The 15,466-nt window shown below is 68.9% G+C and carries 14 protein-coding genes and 1 pseudogene; 9 read left to right on the forward strand and 6 right to left on the reverse strand.

The window, feature by feature from the left end:
- Window positions 1-6 precede the first annotated feature (6 nt).
- Window positions 7-369, reverse strand: a complete 363-nt coding sequence (locus tag AK36_RS01960; protein WP_011880759.1) for a YbjQ family protein — start codon at window positions 367-369, stop codon at window positions 7-9.
- 133 nt (window positions 370-502) lie between these two features.
- Window positions 503-1,417 (reverse strand): LysR family transcriptional regulator, encoded by a 915-nt coding sequence (locus AK36_RS01965; RefSeq protein WP_011880758.1) that lies wholly within the window; start codon window positions 1,415-1,417, stop codon window positions 503-505.
- A 149-nt stretch (window positions 1,418-1,566) separates the two neighbouring features.
- On the opposite strand from AK36_RS01965, the gene AK36_RS01970 reads away from it, so the two are divergent.
- Genes AK36_RS01970 through AK36_RS01985 form a run of 4 tightly spaced genes read left to right on the forward strand, consistent with a single transcriptional unit; the run spans window position 1,567 to window position 5,254 of the window.
- Window positions 1,567-2,691, forward strand: a complete 1,125-nt coding sequence (locus tag AK36_RS01970; protein ID WP_011880757.1) for an NAD(P)/FAD-dependent oxidoreductase — start codon at window positions 1,567-1,569, stop codon at window positions 2,689-2,691.
- Window positions 2,684-2,983 (forward strand): (2Fe-2S)-binding protein, encoded by a 300-nt coding sequence (locus AK36_RS01975; RefSeq protein WP_045577731.1) that lies wholly within the window; start codon window positions 2,684-2,686, stop codon window positions 2,981-2,983. Before AK36_RS01970 ends, AK36_RS01975 begins: the two co-directional genes overlap by 8 nt.
- Window positions 2,980-4,416 (forward strand): FAD/NAD(P)-dependent oxidoreductase, encoded by a 1,437-nt coding sequence (locus tag AK36_RS01980; RefSeq protein ID WP_045577732.1) that lies wholly within the window; start codon window positions 2,980-2,982, stop codon window positions 4,414-4,416. The genes AK36_RS01975 and AK36_RS01980 overlap by 4 nt, the downstream gene beginning before the upstream one ends.
- Before the next feature lie 49 nt (window positions 4,417-4,465).
- Complete coding sequence (locus AK36_RS01985) at window positions 4,466-5,254, forward strand: ABC transporter substrate-binding protein (protein ID WP_045577733.1); 789 nt, start codon at window positions 4,466-4,468, stop codon at window positions 5,252-5,254.
- Window positions 5,255-5,309: 55 nt separating this feature from the next.
- Here the strand turns inward: AK36_RS01985 and AK36_RS01990 are convergent, their stop codons facing one another.
- From AK36_RS01990 to AK36_RS01995, 3 genes and pseudogenes are all read right to left on the reverse strand, one after another.
- Window positions 5,310-6,263, reverse strand: coding sequence for a GlxA family transcriptional regulator (locus AK36_RS01990; RefSeq protein WP_045577734.1), 954 nt, complete (start codon window positions 6,261-6,263; stop codon window positions 5,310-5,312).
- A gap of 122 nt (window positions 6,264-6,385) precedes the next feature.
- Window positions 6,386-6,484: pseudogene (locus AK36_RS32450) on the reverse strand (glycosyltransferase); the annotation flags it as partial.
- Window positions 6,485-6,632: 148 nt separating this feature from the next.
- A complete protein-coding gene (locus AK36_RS01995) occupies window positions 6,633-7,397 on the reverse strand; it encodes an SDR family NAD(P)-dependent oxidoreductase (protein ID WP_014723959.1) in 765 nt (254 codons plus the stop codon).
- Window positions 7,398-7,533: 136 nt separating this feature from the next.
- Between AK36_RS01995 and AK36_RS02000 the strand changes: the two genes are divergently transcribed.
- Both AK36_RS02000 and AK36_RS02005 read left to right on the forward strand, forming a co-directional pair.
- Window positions 7,534-8,451 (forward strand): LysR family transcriptional regulator, encoded by a 918-nt coding sequence (locus AK36_RS02000; RefSeq protein WP_045577735.1) that lies wholly within the window; start codon window positions 7,534-7,536, stop codon window positions 8,449-8,451.
- Between the two features lie 177 nt (window positions 8,452-8,628).
- A complete protein-coding gene (locus AK36_RS02005) occupies window positions 8,629-9,756 on the forward strand; it encodes an aminotransferase class V-fold PLP-dependent enzyme (protein ID WP_014723956.1) in 1,128 nt (375 codons plus the stop codon).
- A 63-nt stretch (window positions 9,757-9,819) separates the two neighbouring features.
- Here the strand turns inward: AK36_RS02005 and AK36_RS02010 are convergent, their stop codons facing one another.
- Entirely contained in the window at window positions 9,820-12,120 is a 2,301-nt protein-coding gene (locus tag AK36_RS02010) for an NADP-dependent malic enzyme (RefSeq protein WP_011880749.1), read from the reverse strand.
- 135 nt (window positions 12,121-12,255) lie between these two features.
- Between AK36_RS02010 and AK36_RS02015 the strand changes: the two genes are divergently transcribed.
- From AK36_RS02015 to cdhC, 3 genes are all read left to right on the forward strand, one after another.
- Window positions 12,256-13,227, forward strand: coding sequence for a LysR substrate-binding domain-containing protein (locus AK36_RS02015; protein WP_034195484.1), 972 nt, complete (start codon window positions 12,256-12,258; stop codon window positions 13,225-13,227).
- Between the two features lie 264 nt (window positions 13,228-13,491).
- Window positions 13,492-14,445, forward strand: a complete 954-nt coding sequence (locus tag AK36_RS02020) for a choline ABC transporter substrate-binding protein (RefSeq protein ID WP_011880747.1) — start codon at window positions 13,492-13,494, stop codon at window positions 14,443-14,445.
- Window positions 14,446-14,508: 63 nt separating this feature from the next.
- Window positions 14,509-15,438, forward strand: coding sequence for a 3-dehydrocarnitine:acetyl-CoA trimethylamine transferase CdhC (gene cdhC / locus AK36_RS02025; protein ID WP_045577736.1), 930 nt, complete (start codon window positions 14,509-14,511; stop codon window positions 15,436-15,438).
- Window positions 15,439-15,466: the final 28 nt, after the last annotated feature.

Genomic DNA, 15,466 nt, shown 5'->3' on the forward strand with positions numbered 1-15,466 from the left:
TGCGCGTCACGCATCGGGCGTCACGCACACCGCGGTGCCGTAGCAGATCACTTCGGTGACGCCCGAGCCGATCTCGGTCGAGTCGTAGCGCATCGCGACGATCGCGTTCGCGCCGAGCTTGCGCGCATCCGCGAGCATCTTCTCGAATGCCTGCTCGCGCGCCTTCTCGCACAGCGACGTATAGAGCGTGATGTTGCCGCCGAAGATGGTCTGCAGCGCCGCGCCGAACGAGCCGACGATCGAGCGCGAACGCACGATGATGCCCTGCGCGACGCCGAGCGAGCGGACGGTCGTGTGGCCCGGCAGATCGAAGGCGGTCGTGACGCGTGCGGGCGTGAGCGTATCGGCGGAGCGGGAAAGGTCGGTCATGGCGGCGCACCGTATCGCGGAAGTGGATGGACGACGATTCTATCCGGAATGACGGGCCTGCCCGGCGCGGGCCGCGTGCGCATGCCGTGCGCGCACTGGCTGCGCGATCGCTAGCGTTCGCCTTCTGCCTCGTTCATTCGCCGCGTCGATCGCGCATCCGCGTGAAGGCGTCGCGCAACTCCACACAGAATGCATCGCCGAGCATCGACAGCGGCTGCGACGCGGACGTCACCAGATAGAAGTGATCGGGCACGGCCGGCTCGAACGGCTTCACGGCCACGCGATGCCCGGCAAAGGCCGCCGTCACCGGATCGATCAGCGCGACGCCGGCGCCGTTCGCGACGAAGGCGACGATCGTCTGCGACAGCTGCGCCTCGATCGACAGCACGCGCGACACGCCGGCCTCGACGAACAAGCGGTCGATCGCGCTGCGCGCGTCGAAGCTCGGCGGAAACGAGATGAACGACTCGCCGCTCAGATCGGCCGGCCGCACCACGCGCTTGCGCGCGAGCCGGTGCCCGCGCGGCACGATGCAGCACATCGCGCCTTCCGCGAGACGCTCGGTGCGCACCGCCGGATGCGGGACCGGCTCCGCGATCAAGCCGACGTCGCACTGGCCCGACGCGACCTTGTCGACCACGGTGGACGCGCTGTGCGCGAGCAGCGTGATGTCGACGCCCGGATGCGCGTGCGAGAAACGCGTGACGAGTTCCGGCAGCAGGTCGAGCGCGACGGCCGGCGAGCCGGCCACGCGCAGCGTGCCGCGCCGCATCGCGCGGATCTGCTCGGCGGCCTGCGCGACGCGATCGAGCCCGACGAACGCGCGCTCGACCTCCTCGTACAGCACGCGCGCCTGCGCGGTAGGCGTGAAGCGTCCCTGCTGGCGCTCGAACAGCACGAAGCCGACGCGATCCTCGAGATCGGCGATCAGCCGGCTCACGGCCGGCTGCGAGATATGCAGATCGCGCGCCGCGCGCGTGACGGTATGGCGTTGCATCACCGCGCGGAACGCTTCGATCTGCCGGATTCTCAGGGATGGCGTGGTCATAACACTGGATTATGGGTCGTTGATCAAGCTGTATTGGACAGCCTATTTTGCCTGCCCGAACATCGGTTCATCAACGATATATACGCAAGGAACCGCGCCGACATGGCCCATAACACGCATCGACCGACCGGCTCGCCGCGGAGCCGCACATGAGCACGCGCGGCTTCGACGTCGTCGTCGCTGGCGGCGGCCTCGTCGGCATGGCGCTCGCGTGGGGCATCGCACGCGCCGGCAAGCGCGTCGCCGTGTGCGACGGCGACGACATCGCGTTTCGCGCGGCCCGCGGCAACTTCGGGCTCGTCTGGGTGCAGGGCAAGGGCGGGCGCTGCCTGCCGTATGCGCGCTGGTCGCGCGAATCGTCGGAGCGCTGGCATGCCTTCGCGGCGCAGCTGCAGCGAGAAACCGGCGTGAACTGCGGTTTCGAACGCCCCGGCGGCATCGAACTGTTCGAGCACGCCGACGAGCTCGCGAGCGCGACCGCGCTGCTCGAGTCGCTGCATCGGCAGGACGCGGCGCTGTCGTACGAAGTGCTCGATGCGGCCGCGCTGCGCAGACGGATCCCCGCGGCGTCCGCTGCGCTCGCCGGCGCGCTGTGGTCGCCGAACGACGGCCATGCGAATCCGCTCTATACGCTGCGCGCGATGCTGCAGGCGTTCGTGCAAAGCGGCGGCGTCTATCTGCCGCGCAACCCGGTGAACGAGATCCGTCCGCGTGCCGGGCGCTTCGAGATCGACACGCGCGAAGGCCGTCTCGAAGCCGGGCGCATCGTGCTCGCGGCCGGACTCGACAATGCACGCCTCGCGCCGATGGTCGACATGCACGCGCCGATCGCGCCGCTGCGCGGCCAGATCATGGTCACCGAACGGCTCGCGCCGTTTCTCGACTATCCGACGCTGGTCGTGCGTCAGACGCCAGAAGGCTCGGTGCTGCTCGGCGATTCGGCGGAAGACGTCGGCTTCGACGACGGCCAGACACGTGCCGCGATGGTCGACATCGCACGCCGCGCACGCACCGCGTTTCCGGTGCTCGCGCATGCGCGCATCGTCCGCGCCTGGGGCGCGCTGCGCATCATGACGCCCGACGGGCTGCCCGTGTACGAAGCGTCGACTACGCATCCCGGCGCGTTCGTCGCGATCTGCCACAGCGGCGTGACGCTCGCGGCCGCGCATGCCGACCTCGTCGCGCCCTGGATCGCAGGCGACGCCGCACCGGCCGACCTGTCCGCCTTCAACACCGCGCGCTTCGCCGCGCCCCCGGAGCACCGGCATGTTTGAATCCATCGTTCCCGCCGCCGCGACGCGCGAGCGCGTGCGCATCCATTTCGACGGCACGCCGCACGACGTGCCCGCGCACTACAGCGTCGCCGCCGCGTTGCTCGCCGCGGGCGTGCTCGCGTGCCGCGCCAGCGCCGTCGGCGGCGCGCCGCGCGGCCCGTTCTGCATGATGGGCGTGTGCTTCGACTGTCTCGTCGACATCGACGGCGTGCCGAACGTGCAGGGCTGCATGACGCCCGTGCGCGACGGGATGCAGGTGCGTGCGATGCATGGCCGCGCGAGGCTCGCATGACGCGCAGCCAGTGCGATCTGCTGATCGTCGGCGCCGGGCCGGCCGGGATGGCCGCGGCCGCCGCCGCGTGCAAGGCGGGGCTGTCGGTCGTGGTCGCCGACGAAGGCGCGGCGGCCGGCGGCCAGATCTATCGCAACGTCGCGGCCGCGCCTGCCGAACTCGCGCGCTGGCTCGGCAGGGATTACGTCGCCGGCCGGCCGCTCGTCGACGCGTTGCATGCGAGCGGCGCGCGTTATCTGCCGCGCAGCACGGTATGGCAGGTGGCGTTGGAGCCGGAGCCGGTCGCGATGCTGACGCGAAGCGGTCCGTCGGGCGGCACGCTCGAAATCGGCGCGCGCGCGGTGCTGATCGCGGCCGGCGCGCAGGAGCGGCCGTGGCCGATACCGGGCTGGACGCTGCCGGGCGTGATGGGCGTCGGCGCCGCGCAGTCGTTGCTGAAATCGTCGGGGCTCGCGCCGTCGGCCGACACCGTGCTCGCCGGCAGCGGCCCGCTGCTGTGGCTGTTCGCGGCGCAATTGCTGAACGCGGGCAGGCGCGTGCGCGCGCTGGTCGACACGACGCCGCGCGATGCGTGGCGCCGTGCGCTTCCGCACGCGCTGCCGGCGCTGCGCGGCGCCGACTATCTGCTCAAGGGCTGGCGCATGCTGCGTGCGGTGCGCGATGCGGGCATCGCGGTTCATCGCGGCGCGACCGACGTGCGGATCGACGGCGACGGCCGCGCGCAAGCCATCCACTTTCGCGACGCGCACGGCATCGCGCATTCGCTCGACACGTCGCTCGTGCTGTTGCACCAGGGCGTGATTCCGTCGACGCAGCTCGCGCGCGCGCTCGGCTGCGCGCATGAATGGGACGGACGCGCGGCATGCTGGCGGCCGCAATGCGACGCGCGCGGCCGCAGCAGCGTCGCGCCGGTCTGGATTGCCGGCGACGGCGCCGGCATCGGCGGCGCGCAGGCCGCGGCACTGGCGGGCGAAGTCGCTGCGCTCGACGTTGCTGCCGCGCTCGGCGTGCTCGATCGGCACGCGCAGGCCGAACGCGAGCGCCCGTTGCTGCGTGCGCGGCGCCGTCATCTCGCCGTGCGTCCTCTGCTCGATGCGCTCTATACGCCGCCCGCCATGCTGCGCCGCCCCGACGGCGACACCATCGTATGCCGCTGCGAGGAGATCACGGCCGCCGAAATACGCGGCCTCGCGGCGCTCGGCTGTCCGGGGCCGAACCAGATGAAGGCGTTCACGCGCTGTGGAATGGGGCCGTGCCAGGGGCGCTGGTGCAGCACGACGGTCGGCGAACTGATCGCCGACGTGCAGCGGCGCGACGTCGGCGACGTGGGCCACTACCGGATCCGCGCGCCGATCAAGCCCGTGACCGTCGGCGAGATGGCCGACGCGCTCGAACTGTCGAACGATTTCCGGCGCGGCGAATTCCCGAGCTGACGCACGGCCCGCGCATGCCCCAGCTTGCCCACCCGAACGGAGCCTGACCATGAAGAACAAGACCCGCATCACGATCCTGCTTTCCGCCGCCACGATGGCTTTCGCGACGCTGGCGTCGGCGAAGGAGTGGACGACGATCCGCATCGGCGTGGACCCGACCTATCCGCCGTTCGAATCGACCGCGACCGACGGCAGCGTGCAGGGCTTCGACGTCGACCTCGGCAATGCGCTGTGCGCGAAGCTGAACGCGAAATGCGTGTGGGTGTCGAGCAGCTTCGACGGACTGATTCCGGGCCTGCAGGCGCGCAAGTTCGACGTGATCCTGTCGTCGATGGCCGCGACCGAACAGCGCCGCCAGCAGATCGACTTCACCGACCGCCTGTACCGCAACCAGACGCGCCTGATCGCCCGCACGGGCGCCGGGCTGCTGCCCGACGCGGCGAAGCTCGCCGGCAAGCGCATCGCGGTCGAACAGGGGACGATCCAGGAGACCTATGCGCGCGAGAAATGGGCGCCGGCGAAGGTCGAGGTCGTGCCGTACCCGAGCTACGACCAGGCGTATGCGGACCTCGTGACGGGGCGCATCGACGGCGTGCTGATGGATGCGGTGCAGGGCCAGTTCGGCTTCCTGGCGACGCCGCGCGGCAAGGGCTTCTCGTTCGCGGGCGGCGTCGTGTTCGATCCGCGGATCATGGGCAACGGCGACGCGATCGGCGTGCGCAAGGCCGATACCGACCTGCGCGACGCGCTGAATCGCGCGATCGCGCAGATTCGCAGCGACGGCACGTATCGCAAGATCGAGTCGAAGTACTTCGACTTCGACATGTACGGGAATTGACGGCCGTCGCCGCGGCGCGCGGCAACGCATCGGTTCGCGGCGCGCCCCGCACCGCTCAGCGCTTCGGCGCGAGGCCGCCGCGGTCGCTGCGCGGGCTCACGCCGAAGCGCGTGCGGTACGTGCGCGAGAAATGCGACGGCGATTCGAACCCGCACGCGACGCACACCGACGTGATGCTCATGTCGGTCTGCTGCAGCAGCTCGCGGGCGCGATCGAGCCGCAGGTTCAGATAGAAGCGCGTCGGCGTGTCGTTCAGCGTCGCGCTGAACAGCCGTTCGAGCTGGCGTCGCGTGATCGATACCTCCTGCGCGAGCGCGTCGGAGCCGAGCGGCGTCTCCATGTGCCGCTGCATCGAATCGATCACCTGGATCAGCTTGCGGTTGTGCACGCCGTAGCGCGCGGCGATCTCGAGGCGCTGGCTGTCCGAGCGCGGCCGGATGCGGCTCACGACGAACTGCTCGGAGATCGCCGCGGCGAGATCGGCGCCGTGCCGCCGGCCGATCAGGTCGAGCATCATGTCGATCGACGCGGTGCCGCCCGCGCAGGTGATGCGCCGCTCGTCGATCTCGAACAGCTCCTGCGTCGCGTTCAGGCGCGGGTAACGCTCGCGGAACGCGGCGAGCGCCTCCCAGTGCAGCGTCAGCGTTTGCGACGCGTCGAACAGCCCGGCTTCCGCGAGCACGAAGCTGCCGGTATCGATGCCGCCGAGCGTCGCGCCGTGCCGGTGCTGGCGGCGCAGCCAGTCGGCGAGCGCGCGGTCGTAGCAGGCGAGCGGATCGAAGCCGGCGACGACGAACACCGTGTCGACCTGCCCGACGTCCGCATAGGCGGCCTCGGCCGCCACCGGGATGCCGTTGCTCGCGGCGACGGGTGCGCCGTCCGCGCTGATCACGTGCCAGCGGTACAGCTCGTTGCGGAACCGGTTAGCGACCCGCAGCGGTTCGACCGCGGACATGAAGCCGAGCGCGGAGAAGCCGGGCAGCAACAGGAAGTGGAAATCCTCGGGCATCGCGGGGGCGCGTCGAATCGGATGAAGGCCGGGCGGCGAGCGGGGCGCAGTGCGCGCCGGACGCTCGACACTGGATTATCGCGGGTTTGCGCGGCGCTCCGCGTATTTTCGTGCGACGGCCGCTGCAGCCGCTCGACCGAGAAGCGGGCGACGAGATCGAAGTTCAGCGGGATCAGGCGGTACAGCGAATACTTCGACTGGCCCGCGAAACGCTCGGCGTGCGGTCGCCGACGGCAGCTCGCCGAATTGCGTGTTGTAGACGGTCGCGAAATTTCCGAGGCGGATGAGGCCCCGGCGCGCGGCGGCAGCGCTGACCGGCGTCTCGGCGTGGCGCGTGCCGCCGGTCTAACCGCCGCAGCCTCATCATGTTCAGATCTGCTGCTGACCGCCGTCGACGAACAGCTCGATGCCGTTCACGAAGCTCGCATCGTCCGACGCGAGGAACAGCGCAGCGCCCGCGATTTCCTCGGGTTCGCCGAGGCGCCCCATCGGAATCAGCGAAGCCAGATAGTCGGCGAGCCCCTGACGCTGCGCGGCGTCCTGGCCGGCGAGGTCGAGCAGGCCCGGCGTACGCGTCGCACCGGGGCTGATCGTGTTCACGCGGATGCCGCGCTCCTTGAGGTCGAGAATCCAGTTGCGTGCGAACGAGCGTACCGCGGCCTTCGACGCCGCATACACGCTGAACGCCGCGGTGCCGGCGCTGGCTGCCGTCGAGCCGGTGAGGATCACCGACGCGCGGTCGGCCAGCAGCGGCAGCGCCTTTTGCACCGTGAACAGCACGCCTTTCACGTTGCGATCGAACGTGTCGTCGAAGTGCTCTTCGGTGATGCTGCCGAACGGCAGCATCGAGCCGCCGCCCGCGTTCGCGAACAGCACGTCGAGGCGGCCGCGTTCTTCGCCGATCTGCGCGTACAGCGCGTCGAGTTCGTCGAGCTTCGTCGAGTCGATCCGCACGCCGGTCGCGCTGCCGCCGTTGTCGCGGATCGAGCCGACCGCGGCGTCGAGTTCGGCCTGACGGCGGCCGGTCACGTAGACGTGCGCGCCTTCCGCGGCGAAGCGCTGGGCGGTCGCGAGGCCGATCCCGCTGGTACCGCCGGTGACGAGTGCGATCTTGTTGTCGAGCTTGCGTGCCATGGTGCTTCTCCTTTCGATATCTGGATGAGGGGGTTCGTGTTACGTGCTGCGATGTAAGGAGAATATCGACGCACCCAGGCTTTCGAAATAGAATTGATTGCAAGCCAACGTTGCATAAATGAAAAGATGAGGGGAAATGGCCAGATTGCCTGACTTCGAGGGGCTCGCGATGTTCGCGAAGGTCGCCGAGGAGGGCTCGTTCGCGGCGGCGGCCCGCTCGATGGGCGTGTCGGTGGCGACCGTGTCGCGCGGCGTCGCGCGCCTGGAAGACCGGCTCGGCGGGCGGCTCTTCAACCGCACGTCGCGGCAGCTCGCGCTCACCGAGTTCGGCCGGACCTTGTGCGAAAAGGCGGGCGACATGTATCGCCACGCGGAAGAAGCGGAGAGCGCCGCGCGCGAGATGGCCGTGCAGCCGCGCGGGCTCGTGCGGCTCGCGGTGCCGATGTCGTTCGGGCTGCGTTGGGTCGCGCCGCTGTTGCCGGCGTTCTTTCGCGCCTATCCGGAAGTGTCGATCGACCTGCATCTGTCGGATGCGTCGGTCGATCTGATCGCCGACGGTTTCGATGCCGCGCTGCGGATCGCCGCGTTGCCCGATTCGTCGCTGGTCGCGCGGCGCCTGTGCGCGGTGACGCAATACGTGGTCGCGTCGCCGGCCTATCTGGCGCGCGAAGGCCGGCCGATGCATCCGCGCGATCTGGCCGCGCGCGCATGCCTGTCGTATGCGTACCGCGCGCACAGCGACGTGTGGCGCTTCACGAACGACGCTGGCGAAGAAGAGCCGATCCTGCCGAACGGGCCGCTGCGCGTCACGAATTCCGACGCGCTGCTGCCGACGCTGCTCGAAGGGCTCGCGATCGGCGAGCTGCCGGAGTTCATCGCCGGCGAATATCTGGCCGACGGCCGGCTCGAAGCGATCCTGACCGACTGGTCGCTCACCAAGGGCGGCCTGTACTTCATCACGCCTTCCGCGCGCGCCCGGCCGGCGAAGATCGCCGCGCTGTCCGACTTCTTCGCCGAACATCTGTCGGAGCCGAGCTGGCGGTGGCCGAGGTAGGCGAGCGGCGCGGCAACGCGCAGCGCGCCTCCGCGCCCCGTCGTACCAAGCGCAGCGGCTTTCGCTAGAATCGGTCGTCGTCGATGCAACCGTCATCCGATGTTGCATTGCAGCGGCGGCGTCCGCCCGGATGCCGCGCGCGCTCATCCCATGCCAGATTCTTTACCGGAGGCGAACGTGCCAGGATTACTTCCCGATGTCGACCGCGACGGGCTTCTCGAATATTCGGTGGTGTACACCGACCGGTCGATCAATCACATGTCGCAGCGCTTCCAGCACGTGATGCGCGACATTTCCGCTGCGTTGAAGCAGGTCTACCACGCGAAGGCCGTCGCCATCGTGCCGGGCAGCGGGACCTTCGGCATGGAGGCCGTCGCGCGGCAGTTCGCGACCAACCGCAAATGCCTCGTGATCCGCAACGGCTGGTTCAGCTTCCGCTGGTCGCAGATCTTCGAGATGGGCGGCATTCCGTCCGAAGCGATCGTGCTGAAGGCGCGTCCGGTCGAGCCGGGCCGGCAGGCCGCCTATGCGCCTGCGCCGCTCGACGAAGTGGTCGCCGCGATTCGCGAGCACAAGCCGGACCTCGTGTTCGCGCCGCACGTCGAGACCGCCTCCGGCATGATGCTGCCCGACGCGTATCTGCGCGCGGTGGCGGACGCCGTGCATGCGGTCGGCGGGATGTTCGTGCTCGATTGCATCGCGTCCGGCACGGTGTGGGTCGACATGGAGGCGACCGGCGTCGACGTGCTGATCAGCGCGCCGCAGAAAGGCTGGAGCGCCTCGCCCGGCTGCGGACTGGTGATGCTCGGCGCGCTGGCGCGCGAGCGGATCGACGCGACCACCAGCACCAGCTTCGCGTGCGATCTGCGCAAGTGGCTGCAGATCATGGAGGCGTACGAGAACGGCGGCTTCGCGTATCACGCGACGATGCCGACCGACAGCCTCGCGACGCTGCGCGACGTCATCGCCGAAACACAGGCGTACGGCTTCGACAAGGTGAAGGCCGAGCAGCTCGAGCTCGGCGCGCGGATTCGCGCGTTGCTCGCGCAGAAGGGGTTTCGCAGCGTGGCGGCCGAAGGCTTCGAGGCGCCGGGCGTGGTCGTCAGCTATACCGACGACGACGGGATCCGTTCCGGCAAGAAGTTTGCCGACGTGGGCGTGCAGATCGCGGCCGGCGTGCCGCTGCAATGCGACGAGCCGGCCGACTTCAAGACCTTCCGCATCGGCCTGTTCGGCCTCGACAAGCTGCATGACGTCGATGCGGCGGTGGCGCGCTTCGCCGCTGCGCTGGAGCGCATCGTATAAGCGCAACGGGCGGTGCGCAGCACCGGACGAGGGGCCGCCTCGGCCGCCCCTCGTCCGTGGTCGTTACGCCGCCGCGTTGCGATTCGCCTCGATCACCGTCAGCGCGGTCATGTTCACGATCCGCCGCACGGTCGCGCTCGACGTGAGGATGTTCACCGGCGCATTGACGCCGAGCAGGAACGGCCCGACCGCGACGTTGCTGCCCGCTTCGGTCTTGAGCAGGTTGTACGCGATGTTGCCGGCGTCGACGTTCGGGCACACGAGCAGGTTTGCCGCGCCCTTGAGCGGCGACATCGGCAGCAGCCGCAAGCGCAGCGACTCGTCGAGCGCGCAGTCGCCGTGCATCTCGCCGTCGGCCTGGATGTCCGGCGCCTGCGCGCGGATGATCTCCAGCGCGTTGCGCATCTTCGCGCCCGACGCCGCGCTCCCCGACCCGAAGTTCGAACGCGACAGCAGCGCGACCTTCGGCGTCAGGTTCAGCCATTCCATCTGGCGCGCCGCCGCGATCGTGAATTCGGCGATCTGCTCCGCATCGGGGTTGTCGTTGACGTGCGTATCGACGAGCGCGACGGTCCGCTGGTTCAGCAGCAGGATGTTCATCGCCGCGTAGGTCGACGCATCGGGCTTCCTGCCGATCACTTCGTCGACGAAGCGCAGGTGGTTGTGATATTCGCCGACGGTCCCGCAGATCATCCCGTCCGCATCGCCGAGCCGCACCATCATCGCGCCGATCAGCGTCAGGCGCCGGCGCATCTCGACGCGCGCCATCTCCTTCGAGATGCCGTCGCGGCAACGCAGTTCCCAATACGTCGTCCAGTACTGCGGGAAGCGCTCGTCGTATTCCGGATTGGTGACCTCGACGTCCTGGCCGAGCCGCAGGCGCAGCCCGAAGCGCTCGATGCGCGCGAGCAGCACCTCGGGGCGACCGACCAGGATCGGACGCGCGAGCTTCTCGTCGACGATCACCTGCACCGCGCGCAGCACGCGTTCGTCCTCGCCCTCGGTGAACACGATGCGCGCCTTGCCGCCGTCGCGCACCAGCTGGCGCGCGGCCGCGAACAGCGGCTTCATGAACGCGCCCGAGTGATAGACGAACTGCTGCAGCTGCTCGACGTACGCGTCGAGGTCGGCGAGCGGGCGCGTCGCGACGCCGCCTTCGATCGCGGCCTTCGCCACCGCCGGCGCGATACGGACGATCAGGCGCGGGTCGAACGGCTTCGGAATCAGGTATTGCGGGCCGAACGACACCTCGTCGCCGCCATAGGCCGCCGCGACGATGTCGCTCTGTTCTTCCTGCGCGAGACCGGCGATCGCGTGGACCGCGGCGATTTCCATTTCACGCGTGATCGTGGTCGCGCCCACGTCGAGCGCGCCGCGGAAGATGTACGGGAAGCACAGCACGTTGTTGACCTGGTTCGGGAAATCCGAGCGGCCGGTCGCGATCACGACGTCGTCGCGGGTCGCATGCGCGAGCTCCGGGAAGATCTCCGGCGTCGGATTCGCGAGCGCGAGGATCAGCGGGCGCGCGGCCATCGCGCTCAGCATCTCCGGCTTCAGCACGCCGCCGGCCGACAGGCCGAGGAAGATGTCGGCGCCGCCGATCACCTCGGCCAGCGTGCGCGCGTCGGTTTCCTGCGCGAAGCGCTCCTTGGCCGGGTCCATCAGCGTGGTGCGGCCGCGGTAGACGACGCCTTCGATGTCGGTCGCCCACACGTTTTCGATCGGCAGCCCGAGGTCGACGAGCAGGTCGAGGCAGGCGAGCGCGGCCGCGCCGGCGCCCGAGGTCACGACCTTCACGTCCGAGATCGACTTGCCGACCACCTTCAGCCCGTTGATGAACGCGGCCGCGACGGTGATCGCGGTGCCGTGCTGGTCGTCGTGGAACACGGGGATCTTCATGCGCTCGCGCAGCTTGCGCTCGACGGTGAAGCACTCGGGCGCCTTGATGTCCTCGAGGTTGATCCCGCCGAAGGTCGGCTCGAGGCCGGCGATGATGTCGACCAGCTTGTCCGGGTCGGTCTCGTTGATCTCGATGTCGAACACGTCGATCCCGGCGAACTTCTTGAACAGCACGGCCTTGCCTTCCATCACCGGCTTCGACGCGAGCGCGCCGATGTTGCCCAGACCCAGCACCGCCGTGCCGTTGGTGATCACGCCCACCAGATTGCCGCGGCTCGTGAAGCGATGCGCGTTCAGCGGTTCGGCGGCGATCGACTCGCAGACGCTCGCGACGCCCGGCGTGTAAGCCAGCGCCAGATCGCGCTGCGTCACGAGCGGCTTGCTGGCGACGACCGAGATCTTCCCCGGCGTCGGAAACTCGTGATAGTCGTACGCGGCTTGCTGCTGGGTCTCTGTCTGTTTCATGTTTTGGGTCCGGGCAGGTGCGTCAGGCCAGTCCCGACGCGATCGATGACGGCCATTCTAGGGATCGGCCATAAGGAGATGATTCTGTTTTAATATCGGGCCATCACTTTTTCCTGATGGTGCGGCGGTCCCAAGGTGACATTCGACGCAAACGACGTGGTCCGGCGCCTCGGTGCGCGGCTGAAGATGCGGCATCTGATGCTGTTGCTGCAGATCCAGCAGCACGGCTCGCTGACGCGCGTGGCGGAGCACATGGCCAGCAGCCAGCCGGCCGTGACCAACGCGCTGTCCGAGCTGGAGAGCATGTTCGGCACGCCGCTGTTCGAGCGCTCGTCGCGCGGGATGCGGCCGACCGCGCTCGGCGCGGTCGTGCTGGAGCGCGCGAAGGCGATGCTGAAGGACCTCGAGCATCTGGCCCGCGAAATGGAGGCGGTGGCGGCCGGCCATGCGGCCCACCTGCACATCGGCGTGATCCCGTTCATTTCGGGCCAGATGCTGTCCGCGGCGCTCAAGCGGCTGCAGGCGGGGATGGAGCGGCGTCTGACCGTGACGATCCACGAGGGCACCAGCGACCAGTTGCTGCTGCAGCTGAAGGATCACAGCGTCGATCTGGTGATCGGCCGCGCGTCGTCGGCGATCGATCTCGGGCAGGTGTCGTTCGAAGTGCTGTATCAGCAGCAGCCGCGGATGATCGCGAGCCGGCGTCTCGCCGCGAAGCTGGCCCGCATGCCGCTCGACTGGGAGAAGCTGCGCGCGCTCGACTGGATTCTCGGCGCGCCGCACACGCCGATGCGCGAGCAGGTGACCGACCTGTTCCTGTCGGCCGGCATCGCGCCGCCGGTGCCGATCGTCGAGAGCTACTCGTCGAAGCTGATCGGCGAAATGATCGCGTCGAGCGACGATGCGGTGTCGATCGTGCCGGCCGATATCGCCGAGGAAATGGTGCGCATCGCGGGCGTCGCGATCGTGCCTTACTCGCTGGTCTGGACGCTGCCGCCGATCGCGCTGTTCACGCGCGCGGCCGAACCGCATGCGCCGACGCGCGATCTGCTGGTCGACGCGCTGCGCGCCATCTGCCGCGAAACCTACGTCGACGTACGGCGCTGACGCGTCGCCGTTGCGGCGCCTCCGCGTCACCGTCCCGACGCCGCATCCGGACAACCGCCCGCCCGCCGCGATCGCCGTAAAACCCCCGCCGCACAAGCCGCTGCGCGCGCGTAGTGGTTTCCACTCATAGTCGCAAACAGTCAAGAACAGGTCGCCGGCGGTCGCCTTGCGGGCAATATGGCCCGTTACTTTTACTCCCACGATGCAGGCCGGGACGCACTTCCGCGAACCCGTCGGACATCGGTCCAACCGGGAGAGAAGACCATGAAGTCGACAAAGATCGCCGCGTTCGCCGCGGCCGTGCTGGCGACCGGCGCATGCGCGACTGCCGCGCAGGCCGAGACGGAGGCGGCGAGCTGCCGCAACGTCCGCTTCGCCGACATCGGCTGGACCGACATCACGTCCACCACGGCGCTCGCGTCGACGGTGTTCGAAGGGCTCGGCTACAAGCCCACGACGACGATCGCGTCGGTGCCGATCTCGTTCGCCGGCCTGAAGAGCAAGCAGCTCGACGTGTCGCTCGGCTACTGGTGGCCGGTGCAGCAGAAGCAGCTGCAGCCGTTCCTCGACAGCAAGTCGATCAACGTGGTCGAGCCGCCGAACCTGTCGGGCGCGAAGGCGACGCTCGCGGTGCCGAGCTACGAATACCAGGCCGGCCTGAAGACCTTCGACGACATCGCCAAGCATCGCGCGGAGCTCGACGGCAAGATCTACGGGATCGAGCCGGGCAGCAGCGCGAACGCGACGATCCAGAAGATGATCGACACGAACCAGTACGGCCTCGGCGGCTTCAAGCTGGTCGAGTCGAGCGAGGCCGGGATGCTGGTGACGGTCGAGCGCGCGATCCGCGAGAAGAAGTGGGTCGTGTTCCTCGGCTGGGAGCCGCATCCGATGAACATCCAGATCGGCATGAACTATCTGGCCGGCGGCGACGCGGCATTCGGCCCGAACTACGGCGAAGCGCGCGTGTACACGCTGACCGCCTCCGACTTCATCTCGCGCTGCCCGAACGCCGGCAAGCTGGTCGAGAACCTGCGCTTCACGACGCAGCTGGAGAACCAGCTGATGCAGTCGGTGATGAACAAGACCAAGCCGTCCGACGCGGCGAAGGCCTACCTGAAGAAGAACCCGCAGGTGCTCGATGCGTGGCTCGCCGGCGTCAAGACGTTCGACGGCAAGGACGGGCTGCCGGCGGTGAAGGCCTATCTCGGCCTGTGACACAGCGTCCGCTGCAAGAGCAAAACTGAACGACACGAACCGAATCAAGCGAGGGCAAGCGGCATGAACAATGAAGTTATCATCACCTGTGCGGTCACCGGTGCGGGCGATACGGTCGGCAAGCATCCGGCGATTCCGGTCACGCCGAAGCAGATCGCGGCGGCCGCGATCGAAGCGGCGAAGGCCGGCGCGACCGTCGCGCACTGCCACGTGCGCGATCCGCACACGGGCCGCGGCAGCCGCGACCCGAACCTGTACCGCGAGGTGGTCGACCGGATCCGCTCGGCCGACGTCGACGTGATCATCAACCTGACGGCCGGCATGGGCGGCGATCTGGAGATCGGCGCCGGCGAAGATCCGATGCGCTTCGGCCAGGGCACCGACCTCGTCGGCGGCCTCACGCGCCTCGTGCATGTGGAGGAGCTGCTGCCCGAGATCTGCACGCTCGACTGCGGCACGCTCAATTTCGGCGACGGCGACTACATCTACGTGTCGACGCCCGCGCAGCTGCGCGCCGGCGCGCGGCGCATCCAGGAGCTCGGCGTGAAGCCGGAGCTGGAGATCTTCGATACGGGCCATCTGTGGTTCGCGAAGCAGCTGCTAAAGGAAGGGCTGCTCGACGATCCGCCGCTGTTCCAGCTGTGCCTCGGCATCCCGTGGGGCGCGCCGGCCGACACCGGCACGATGAAGGCGATGGTCGACAACCTGCCGTCCGGCGCGCACTGGGCCGGCTTCGGCATCGGCCGCATGCAGATGCCGATGGTCGCGCAGGCGATGCTGCTCGGCGGCCACGTGCGGGTCGGCCTCGAAGACAACATCTGGCTCGATCGCGGCGTCCATGCGACCAACGGCACGCTGGTCGAGCGCGCGCGCGAAATCGTCGAACGCCTCGGCGGGCGCGTGCTGACGCCGGCCGAAGGGCGTCGCAAGCTCGGCCTGCCGGCGCGCGGCGAGCGCTCGCTCGAGCGCCGCCCGATCACCGAATTCGCCTGAGCGCCGGTTCAGCAGTTCAGCGATTCAT

Source organism: Burkholderia vietnamiensis LMG 10929 (assembly GCF_000959445.1).
GTDB lineage: Bacteria > Pseudomonadota > Gammaproteobacteria > Burkholderiales > Burkholderiaceae > Burkholderia > Burkholderia vietnamiensis.

Excerpts from the sequence above, each read along its gene's own strand:
- AK36_RS01985 (WP_045577733.1), top strand. The coding sequence starts at position 4,466 with ATGAAGAACAAGACCCGCATCACGATCCTGCTTTCCGCCGCCACGATG.
- AK36_RS02010 (WP_011880749.1), bottom strand. The coding sequence starts at position 12,120 with ATGAAACAGACAGAGACCCAGCAGCAAGCCGCGTACGACTATCACGAG.
- AK36_RS02020 (WP_011880747.1), top strand. The coding sequence starts at position 13,492 with ATGAAGTCGACAAAGATCGCCGCGTTCGCCGCGGCCGTGCTGGCGACC.
- cdhC (WP_045577736.1), top strand. The coding sequence starts at position 14,509 with ATGAACAATGAAGTTATCATCACCTGTGCGGTCACCGGTGCGGGCGAT.
- AK36_RS01960 (WP_011880759.1), bottom strand. The coding sequence starts at position 369 with ATGACCGACCTTTCCCGCTCCGCCGATACGCTCACGCCCGCACGCGTC.
- AK36_RS01970 (WP_011880757.1), top strand. The coding sequence starts at position 1,567 with ATGAGCACGCGCGGCTTCGACGTCGTCGTCGCTGGCGGCGGCCTCGTC.
- AK36_RS01965 (WP_011880758.1), bottom strand. The coding sequence starts at position 1,417 with ATGACCACGCCATCCCTGAGAATCCGGCAGATCGAAGCGTTCCGCGCG.
- AK36_RS01995 (WP_014723959.1), bottom strand. The coding sequence starts at position 7,397 with ATGGCACGCAAGCTCGACAACAAGATCGCACTCGTCACCGGCGGTACC.
- AK36_RS01975 (WP_045577731.1), top strand. The coding sequence starts at position 2,684 with ATGTTTGAATCCATCGTTCCCGCCGCCGCGACGCGCGAGCGCGTGCGC.
- AK36_RS01990 (WP_045577734.1), bottom strand. The coding sequence starts at position 6,263 with ATGCCCGAGGATTTCCACTTCCTGTTGCTGCCCGGCTTCTCCGCGCTC.
- AK36_RS02000 (WP_045577735.1), top strand. The coding sequence starts at position 7,534 with ATGGCCAGATTGCCTGACTTCGAGGGGCTCGCGATGTTCGCGAAGGTC.
- AK36_RS01980 (WP_045577732.1), top strand. The coding sequence starts at position 2,980 with ATGACGCGCAGCCAGTGCGATCTGCTGATCGTCGGCGCCGGGCCGGCC.